The organism is Rhizobium sp. CF122 (genome assembly GCF_000282035.1).
GTDB lineage: Bacteria > Pseudomonadota > Alphaproteobacteria > Rhizobiales > Rhizobiaceae > Rhizobium.
On record NZ_AKKA01000054.1, the window covers coordinates 1 to 8,484 of the forward strand.

Annotated in this window: 10 protein-coding genes; 7 read left to right on the forward strand and 3 right to left on the reverse strand. The window is 60.9% G+C overall.

Translation table 11 applies throughout. The features are described from left to right. The 6 genes from PMI09_RS10275 to PMI09_RS10295 all read left to right on the forward strand — a co-directional run. Window positions 1-1,615: Ig-like domain-containing protein (locus PMI09_RS10275; RefSeq protein WP_007792370.1), on the forward strand; the 1,615-nt coding region annotated here is incomplete at its 5' end. 195 nt (window positions 1,616-1,810) lie between these two features. After that, window positions 1,811-3,688 (forward strand): ABCB family ABC transporter ATP-binding protein/permease, encoded by a 1,878-nt coding sequence (locus PMI09_RS10280; protein WP_007792375.1) that lies wholly within the window; start codon window positions 1,811-1,813, stop codon window positions 3,686-3,688. Window positions 3,689-3,928: 240 nt separating this feature from the next. Continuing rightward, entirely contained in the window at window positions 3,929-4,627 is a 699-nt protein-coding gene (locus PMI09_RS10285) for a phosphatidylserine decarboxylase (RefSeq protein ID WP_007792378.1), read from the forward strand. Window positions 4,628-4,644: 17 nt separating this feature from the next. Continuing rightward, on the forward strand, window positions 4,645-5,493 hold the full coding sequence (pssA, locus tag PMI09_RS10290; protein ID WP_007792380.1) for a CDP-diacylglycerol--serine O-phosphatidyltransferase: 849 nt from the start codon (window positions 4,645-4,647) through the stop codon (window positions 5,491-5,493). A gap of 159 nt (window positions 5,494-5,652) precedes the next feature. After that, window positions 5,653-5,793, forward strand: a complete 141-nt coding sequence (locus PMI09_RS31695) for a hypothetical protein (protein WP_007792383.1) — start codon at window positions 5,653-5,655, stop codon at window positions 5,791-5,793. Between the two features lie 204 nt (window positions 5,794-5,997). Next, entirely contained in the window at window positions 5,998-6,267 is a 270-nt protein-coding gene (locus PMI09_RS10295) for a hypothetical protein (RefSeq protein ID WP_007792386.1), read from the forward strand. Here PMI09_RS10295 and PMI09_RS10300 read toward each other — a convergent pair. The 3 genes from PMI09_RS10300 to PMI09_RS10310 are packed head-to-tail and all read right to left on the reverse strand — an operon-like array spanning window position 6,264 to window position 8,057. Then, window positions 6,264-6,887: a LysE/ArgO family amino acid transporter gene (locus PMI09_RS10300; protein WP_007792388.1), complete on the reverse strand. Its 624-nt coding sequence runs from the start codon at window positions 6,885-6,887 to the stop codon at window positions 6,264-6,266. The two genes, PMI09_RS10295 and PMI09_RS10300, sit on opposite strands and share 4 nt — an antisense overlap. A 37-nt stretch (window positions 6,888-6,924) precedes the next feature. Continuing rightward, a complete protein-coding gene (locus tag PMI09_RS10305) occupies window positions 6,925-7,689 on the reverse strand; it encodes an SOS response-associated peptidase (RefSeq protein WP_007792391.1) in 765 nt (254 codons plus the stop codon). A 47-nt stretch (window positions 7,690-7,736) separates the two neighbouring features. Further along, window positions 7,737-8,057 carry a YnfA family protein gene (locus tag PMI09_RS10310; protein WP_007792393.1) on the reverse strand — a complete coding sequence of 107 codons (321 nt, stop codon included), beginning with the start codon at window positions 8,055-8,057 and terminating at the stop codon, window positions 7,737-7,739. A gap of 88 nt (window positions 8,058-8,145) precedes the next feature. On the opposite strand from PMI09_RS10310, the gene PMI09_RS10315 reads away from it, so the two are divergent. Then, window positions 8,146-8,484: NUDIX hydrolase (locus PMI09_RS10315; protein ID WP_007792399.1), on the forward strand; the 339-nt coding region annotated here is incomplete at its 3' end.

Genomic DNA, 8,484 nt, shown 5'->3' on the forward strand with positions numbered 1-8,484 from the left:
GGCGGCGGCCGCCACCAAGATCAAGGATGGCGCAGCCAAGGCACTGACCATCATCAAGGCGCTGCCGGAAAACACCGCCGACGCGGCAGCCGCGATCGCGAAAGCCGAAGCAGCGCTGACCGCCTCGCCTGAGCTAACAGCACCCGCCAACCAGCCTCCGTCCGCGGCGTCCCCTGCCGAAAACGCCAACAACCTCCCGACCTTCGACGTGCTGCGCGTAGAACCGGATGGCTCGACGGTTATCGCCGGCTCGGCCGAACCGAACAGCAAGCTTGAAATCATGGACGGGGACAAAGTCGTGACCACGACGGACGTCGGTCCGACCGGCGATTTTGTCGCGGTGCTCGACAATCCGCTTTCCGCCGGCGATCACCAGCTCGTCCTGCGAGCCACCGGCAAGGATGGCAAGGCGTCGACATCGGAAGAGGTCGCAACCGTATCCGTCCCCAAGGATGGCAAGAGCTCCGAGTTGCTGGCGATGGTTTCCAAGCCCGGCACCGCAAGCAGAATCATCACGGCACCCAAGCCGGATGCTGAGGTTGCCTCCACTGCGCCGTCGGGCCAGCCTGCAACTAACGCCAGCCAAGCGCCGGGCTCGACGGATATGGCGAGCGCGCCTGCAGCCGCTGGTGCGCATGCTGGCCCCGCAACGGCTGCCGACGTTGTGGTCAGCGCTGTCGAGATTGAAGGCGACAACATCTTTGTTGCAGGCACGGCGAAGCCCTTGGCGAACGTCGTCGCCTATGCCGATGACAAGCTGATCGGCAAGGCGAAAGCTGGTCCCGACGGTCATTTCGTTGTCGACGGCGTGATGCCGCTCGCAATTGGCGATCACAAGATTCGCGTCGACGTTCTCGATGACGCCGACAAGGTCGCAGTTCGTGCCTTTGTGAACTTCAACCGCCCGGAAGGAAATCAGGTAACGGTTGCCGCGCAGGACGCGACCCCTCAGGCCGGAGGCCCCACAGCGATGGTGCCGCTTGACGAGGGTGCGCTCGGAAAGCTGAAGAATGATGCCGCCAAGGCCTTCTCTCTTCTTAGTGGGCTCTTTGCCGACGGCAAGGTGCCAGGAGCAGAACAGCTCGCCGCAGCCCGCTCCGCCAACGAGTTTGCCCTCCGCGCCATCGTGGACTTTCGCACCGCAGCCGATGCCGCAGCCGACGTCAAGCAGCAGGCCTCGACGGCAGCAGAAGCCGCAGCGGGTGCCCTGAAGACGCTGCAGGCGTTGCCCACGGATGCGAAGTCCGTCGGCGATGCGCTCGGCAAGCTCGGCGGCGATATAGCCCAGCTGACGGGTTCTGCCACTGCGCCGGCCGCGAATGCACCCGCAACCAACGAAATCGCAGGAGCTCAAGGCGGGCCAACGACAATCGAGCAGGCACCGCTCGCTCCGAGTAACGAGACGGTCATCATCCGCCGCGGCGATACACTCTGGCAGATATCGCGGCGCATCTACGGCGCGGGCGTGCGCTATACGACGATCTATGTCGCCAACGAGGACAAGATCACAAACCCGGACCGCATCTTGCCGGGCCAGATTTTCGGCCTTCCCAAGGATGCCCTGCCGAACGCGGAAGAGCTTCATCGCAAGCGGCTTTCGGGCGAGCACCTCTAAGGCGATCATGCCCTAATCGAGCGGCTGGACGGAGATCATGTCCGGCCGCTCTTTTCCTGCGGCGTCCATTTGTTGTATTGCTCCCGCCAACCCCTATATGGCGGTGACGACGATCATGTCCGGCGAGGCCTTTTTGGCATTTCCGCCGCTCCCAAATTTGTCGGCAACGCAGCGCCCTTTCGGCGGGAGATTCGCATGGCAAATGACAAAACAGTCTCTGATTCCAACCTCCTGCGGACACTGTTCAATCTCTGGCCCTACATGTGGCCGACCGGTCGGACGGATCTCAAGATGCGAGTGGTCTGGGCGTCGGTCTATCTCCTTGTTTCCAAGTTCGTGCTGCTGCTCGTCCCCTATTTCTTCAAGTGGTCGACGGATGCGCTGAACGGCAAGATGGACCTGGCCGGCAAGGTGCCGGACCTGCTTGTCGGCGCGACGGCATTGGTCATCGCCTACAACCTCACTCGCCTGCTCCAACTCGGTCTGAACCAGTTGCGCGACGCGCTATTCGCCAGCGTCGGGCAGCACGCGGTTCGGCAATTGGCCTACAAGACCTTCGTGCACATGCATGAATTGTCATTGCGCTTTCACCTCGAGAGAAAGACGGGCGGGCTTTCGCGTGTTATCGAGCGCGGCACAAAGGGAATCGAAACCATCGTGCGGTTCACGATTCTCAACTCTGTCCCGACGCTGATTGAGTTCCTGCTGACGGCCATCGTCTTCTGGTGGGGCTATGGGTTTTCCTACCTCGCGGTCACCGCATTCACAGTCTGGGCCTATATCTGGTTCACGATCCGCGCCAGCGACTGGCGCATCGCCATCCGTCGCACGATGAACGACAGCGATACTGACGCCAATACAAAGGCGATCGATTCTCTCCTCAACTTCGAGACGGTGAAGTATTTCGGCAACGAGGAGATGGAGGCCCGGCGCTTCGACAGGTCGATGGAACGCTACGAAAAAGCGGCCACCGATGTCTGGACCTCGCTCGGCTGGCTCAACTTCGGCCAGGGGGTGATTTTCGGACTTGGCACGACGGTGATGCTCATCCTGTCGGCGCTCGCGGTCCAGCGCGGCGAGCAGACCGTCGGCGACTTCGTCTTCGTCAACGCCATGCTGCTGCAGCTTTCCGTCCCGTTGAACTTCATCGGCTTCGTCTACCGCGAAATCCGCCAGGGCTTGACGGATATCGAGCAGATGTTCGATCTCCTCGAAGTCAAGGCTGAAGTGATGGATGCGCCCGATGCCGCCCCTCTGGACATCAATCAAGGCGCCATCTCCTTCAAGGACGTGCATTTTTCCTACGACCCTGCCCGTCCAATCCTCAAAGGCATTTCCTTCGAGGTGCCGGCCGGTAAGACCGTTGCCGTCGTTGGGCCATCGGGCGCCGGAAAATCGACATTGTCGCGTCTGCTCTACCGTTTCTACGATATCCAGAGCGGTTCGGTTTCGGTTGACGGCCAGGATATCAGGACGGTGACCCAAAAGAGCTTGCGATCGGCAATCGGCATGGTTCCGCAAGACACCGTCCTTTTCAACGATACGGTTGCCTACAACATCCGCTACGGGCGTCCATCGGCGACTGATGCAGACGTAAAGGCTGCGGCCGAGATCGCCCAGATCGCGCACTTCATCGATCTGCTGCCGGAGGGCTTTGATACCAAGGTCGGCGAGCGGGGCCTGAAGCTCTCGGGCGGCGAGAAGCAGCGCGTCGCGATCGCGCGGACGATCCTGAAGGCGCCACCGATTCTGATCCTTGACGAAGCCACGTCCGCTCTCGACACGACCACCGAGCGGGACATCCAGACCGCACTCGATGTCGTATCCAAGAACCGCACGACGCTCGTCATTGCCCACCGCCTGTCCACGGTCATCAGTGCGGACGAAATCATCGTTCTGAAAAGCGGCGAGATCGCTGAACGCGGCACGCACGCCGCGCTTTTGCAAAGGAACGGCCTCTATGCCTCGATGTGGAACCGCCAGCGCGAAGCCACGCAGGCCGAAGAGCATCTGAAGCAGGTCCGCGAGAGCGACGACATGGGCGTCGTGAACAGGCTTGCGCCCGCGAGCTAGCCTGGGTGGACGGCAATCCGGCCGCTTTACTGTTCAGAAGCCTGTCACAGATGTGGGTCATGGAGCCGTAGCATTGCCCCGGCGGCGGTTTCCCTGTAACCAGCGGTGAGAAAAGAATGCTAAAGCACGGCGCGATCTTTGAGATTCGCTTGTCGCGCTTTAGTTCTTTGTTTTCACGCATGTCTTTGGCCCGAAGCCGGCTCCCGCCTTTGGGAGACATGCTTTAGGAGAGCGGTATAAATGAGCTTGTTCAATACGGTACGCAACACGATCGTTCCGGTACACAAGGAAGGTTATCCCTTCATCGCCGCCTTCTTCGTCGCATCGCTGATCCTGGGCTGGATCTTCAAGCCGCTGTTCTGGATCGGGCTGCTTCTGACACTGTGGTGCGCTTATTTCTTCCGTGACCCCGAGAGAATGACGCCTCAGGACGACGATCTCGTCATCTCCCCGGCCGATGGCAGGGTGTCGTCCGTCCAGTTGGTCGTGCCGCCTGCCGAACTGAACCTCGGCAGCGAGCCGATGCTGCGCATCTCGGTGTTCATGAACGTCTTCAACTGCCACGTGAACCGCTCCCCGGCGCGCGGGCGGATCGTCAGTGTCAACTACCGGTCGGGCAGCTTCGTGAATGCCGAGCTCGACAAGGCAAGCGAGGACAACGAGCGCAACGGCCTCGTGATGGAAACCAAGCATGGCCAGATCGGCGTTGTTCAAATCGCCGGACTTGTTGCACGGCGTATCCTGTGCTGGGCAAACCCGAACGAACCTCTGGATGCAGGTGAGCGTTTCGGCCTGATTCGCTTCGGCTCGCGCCTGGACGTATTTCTGCCGGCAGGCGCAGCACCCCGCGTGACACTCGGCCAGACGGCAATCGCCGGAGAAACGGTGCTGGCCGAATTTGGCTCAGCCAAGGGTCCGATCGTCAGCCGCCGAAGCTAACAGTACTGGAGAGCGACATGGAAACGCCCTTCCCGCCCTTCGAACCCAATGGCCCTCCCGATGATTCGGGCCGCGGACCGCGGCTTCGCGAAATCCCGCTTCGCCTCATCATCCCCAACCTCATCACGATATTGGCGATCTGCGCCGGCCTCACGGGTATCCGCCTTGCGTTCGAGAACCGGTACGAGCTGGCGGTCGGCATGGTTCTTCTCGCTGCATTCCTCGACGGGATCGATGGCCGCGTTGCGCGCCTGATGAAGGCGACGTCGAAGTTCGGTGCGCAAATGGATTCACTGGCGGACATCGTGAATTTTGGCGTGGCGCCCGCACTGGTCGTCTATGTCTTTGCGCTGGATCAGGCCCGCTCGATCGGCTGGATCGCCGCCCTGATCTATTCCATTGCGGCGGGTCTTCGCCTGGCTCGCTTCAACGTCATGGCCGAGCGCGAAAACAAGGCAACATGGCAGTCCGAATATTTCGTCGGCGTGCCTGCGCCAGCCGGCGCGATGCTGGTTCTGCTGCCCGTCTATCTCGGCTTCCTCGGCCTGACGACGGATCGTACCTTCGCCTATATCTCCTCCGCCTACACGGTTCTGATCGCGTGCCTGCTCATCAGCCGTCTGCCCGTATGGTCCGGCAAGTCCGAGGGCAGCAGGCTGCGGCGTGATCTGGTGCTTCCTGTCATGCTCGGCGTCGTTCTCTACGTTGCGCTGCTATCGAGTTTTACCTGGGAAGTCATGGTCGTGACCGCGGTTCTTTACCTCCTCACGCTGCCCTTCGGCGCCCGCAAATGGAAGCGCAAATACGGCACACTGACGATCGAGGAACCCGGCGTCGGCGAAGACGATATCGGCCGTCACATCTGATATTTTCCGACTTTCCTTGCGGAAGAATGCCTGACTCAAGCCTCGCGAATTATGCATTGGATACATAATTCCTGATACGCGGCGCCTCTATTTTGTCGCTATTACAGGCAAAAGAGCAATAAAAATAAGAGTCTAGGGACAGCACGTAAGGAGAGTATTGTGACCCCGAAGAAGACAAGCGTCGAACAGCCGGCAAAGTCCGACCTCAGCGCTAACTACCGCCCGCTCGGCCTTAAGGCCGTCCTTGCGGCCGCCCTGATGCTCAAGAGCAAGCCGCCCTTCGTCAAGAAGACTGCCTAGGGCCGGCGCCGCGGGCTGCTGCCCTCAGCCCGCTCTACTTATGCGGACTGCTTGAAAATCCGACACGTACCATCATCGCGCGCGACCTGACTGCGCCGATTTGTTAGGACGCGTTTGCATCAGCAAGATCGGAGCCACGATGACCGACTAAGTCCAAACAGGCTGGGCGCTCATTGGAACCTTACCGGCCTGGCTCATGTCGAAATGGTGCGCAGCAATTATGAAGAGGCGCTGGCCTGGGCGCACAAGTCCGTGGCGGCCAACGCCTATTACGGTCCATGCTTCTGGATGCTGATTGCAGCCAATGCTCGGCTCGGGCGCATAGAGGACGCCCGGCGGTACCTTACAGGCCTGCTTGCGTTCTCGCCCGGTGTCACCGTCGCCCGTATCCGCGCCGGCCAAGCCGCCAAGAACCCTGACCGCATCGAGCCGATCCTCGAGGGGTTGTTGCTCGCCGGAATGCCGGAGACCTAAGCAGGGCTGCAGAAGCGAACGAGCAGGCTGATCGCCAGCAACGCCATGACAATGCCGATTATGACATCGAGAACCCGCCAGGCAGCAGGTTTTGCGAAGACCGGCTGCAGCAGGCGTGCGCCGTAGCCCAATCCGAAGAACCAGACGAACGATGCGGTCGCCGCGCCGAGGCCGTAGGCCAAGCGGTCCGCGCCGCTATAGGCCGCGGACAGGCTGCCGAGCAGAACGACCGTATCCAGGTAGACATGCGGATTCAGAAAAGTGAAGGCCAGGCATGTCGCGACGGCCGCCTTCAGGCTCAGAGCCTGCGGAGAACCCGCCTGCATCGCGCCCGGATGAAATGCACGGCGGAATGCCATAACCGCATATGTGCCGAGGAAGATCGCGCCCCCTATCGTCACGAGCGAGATGAGCGTCGGCGAGCGGGAGACGAGGGTTCCAAGCCCGGCAACGCCGGCGGCAATCAGCACGGCATCTGATAAGGCGCAGATCAGGCACAGGATGAAGACGTGCGACCGCAGCAGTCCTTGACGCAGAATGAATGCGTTCTGTGCGCCGATTGCGATGATGAGCGAGGCACCAAGGAAGAAGCCCGCAAGCGCGGCCGAGATGGAGATCATGTAATTTTCCGGAAAATGATGCGGTGGGAATGTCGGATTAGAAGAAGCTCAGCTGGCCGTCGTCCGGCTTTTTCTTTTCAGGCAGCGACGGCGGCTTCTCGACCATCACTCTGTCCTGCAGATCGGCCCCCATATTGGTCACTTTGTTGACCTTGTCGGAAACGGGGATTACCTCGAAAAAATCCTCCTCGACCGGTTTCATCAGGTCGGCTACGTCGCGCGGTTCCTGCGTCTTGCAATCCAACCAGCGCGAAAAGTCCTCCGGTTTGATGACGACGGGCATGCGGTCATGGATCGAAGCGATGGCAGCATTTGCCGCAGTCGTCAGGATCGCGCCGGTGTCGACTTCCGAACCATCGGCAGAGGACCAAGTTTCCATCAGGCCCGCGAATGCGACGACGACGCCGCGCCGTGGCTTGATCCAATAGGCCTGGGACTTCTCGCCGCTCTCCTTACTCGGGCGATGCCATTCATAAAATCCGGAAGCGGGCACGAGCACGCGCCGATGGCGCATGGCCGCGCGAAACGACGCCTTGCCGATCGCTGTCTCGGCGCGGGCATTGATCAAGAGCGGAAACTGCTTGGGGTCTTTCACCCAGCCCGGTGTAAATCCCCAGCGCAAGAGGACCGCGCGCCGCTCCGGAAGGTTGCTGCCCTTCTCCCGCGTTTCATCAGAAACGACCACGAGAATGGGCTGGGTCGGGGCAATGTTGAAGCGCGTGGGGAAGTCCTCGAGATCGATGATTCCGAGGATTTCCTTCAATTCTTCGGGGGATATCGTCAGCGCATAACGTCCACACATAGGGATGTCTTTGCACTCCGACCCGTCGCGGTCAAGGCTGGTCTAACTCAGCCACGCGGCGCGAACAGGATCACTGCCGTGCCGCAGAGGCAGACGAGCGCACCGCCGATGTCCCAGCGGTCGGGCACCCGGCTTTCCACGATCCACAGCCACATCAGGGAAGCCACGATATAGATACCGCCATAGGCGGCGAAGGTGCGGCCGGCGGCCTCGCTTGGCACAAACGTCAGGAGCCATGCAAAAAGCGCCAGGGACACCATGCCCGGTGCCAACCACCAGACGGGCTTTGCCATTCTCAGCCATGCCCAGAAAGCAAAGCAACCGGCAATCTCGAAAACAGCTGCAGCGGCATAGATGATATAAGTCACGATAGCTCCTTCGAATCGCCAAACTCAATATCCGGCGGAACGACGGCGGCGCCAAGCACAGCCAACACAAGATCAATGCGGCATCCCCATGAGTTCCATTCCGAAGGCGGCGTCCTCCGCTATCCTCCAGCGTGGAGACAGGTTCCTCCTCGTGCTCCGGCGCAATCCGCCGTCGGCCGACATGTATGCCTTCCCGGGAGGCCGGGCCGAACCCGGCGAAACGCCTGAGGAGACAGCCTTGCGCGAGTTCGAGGAGGAGACAGGCATAAAGGCCGAGAGCCCTAACCTTCTCGCGACATACGATCTGAAGACACACGCCGCCGACGGGGCTGTCGTCAGCCACTTCTTTCTCTCCGTGTTTCGCGTCGAGGCTGACGGCACGGCTGTCGCCATCGCAGCCGACGACGCCGCCGATATCGGCTGGGGG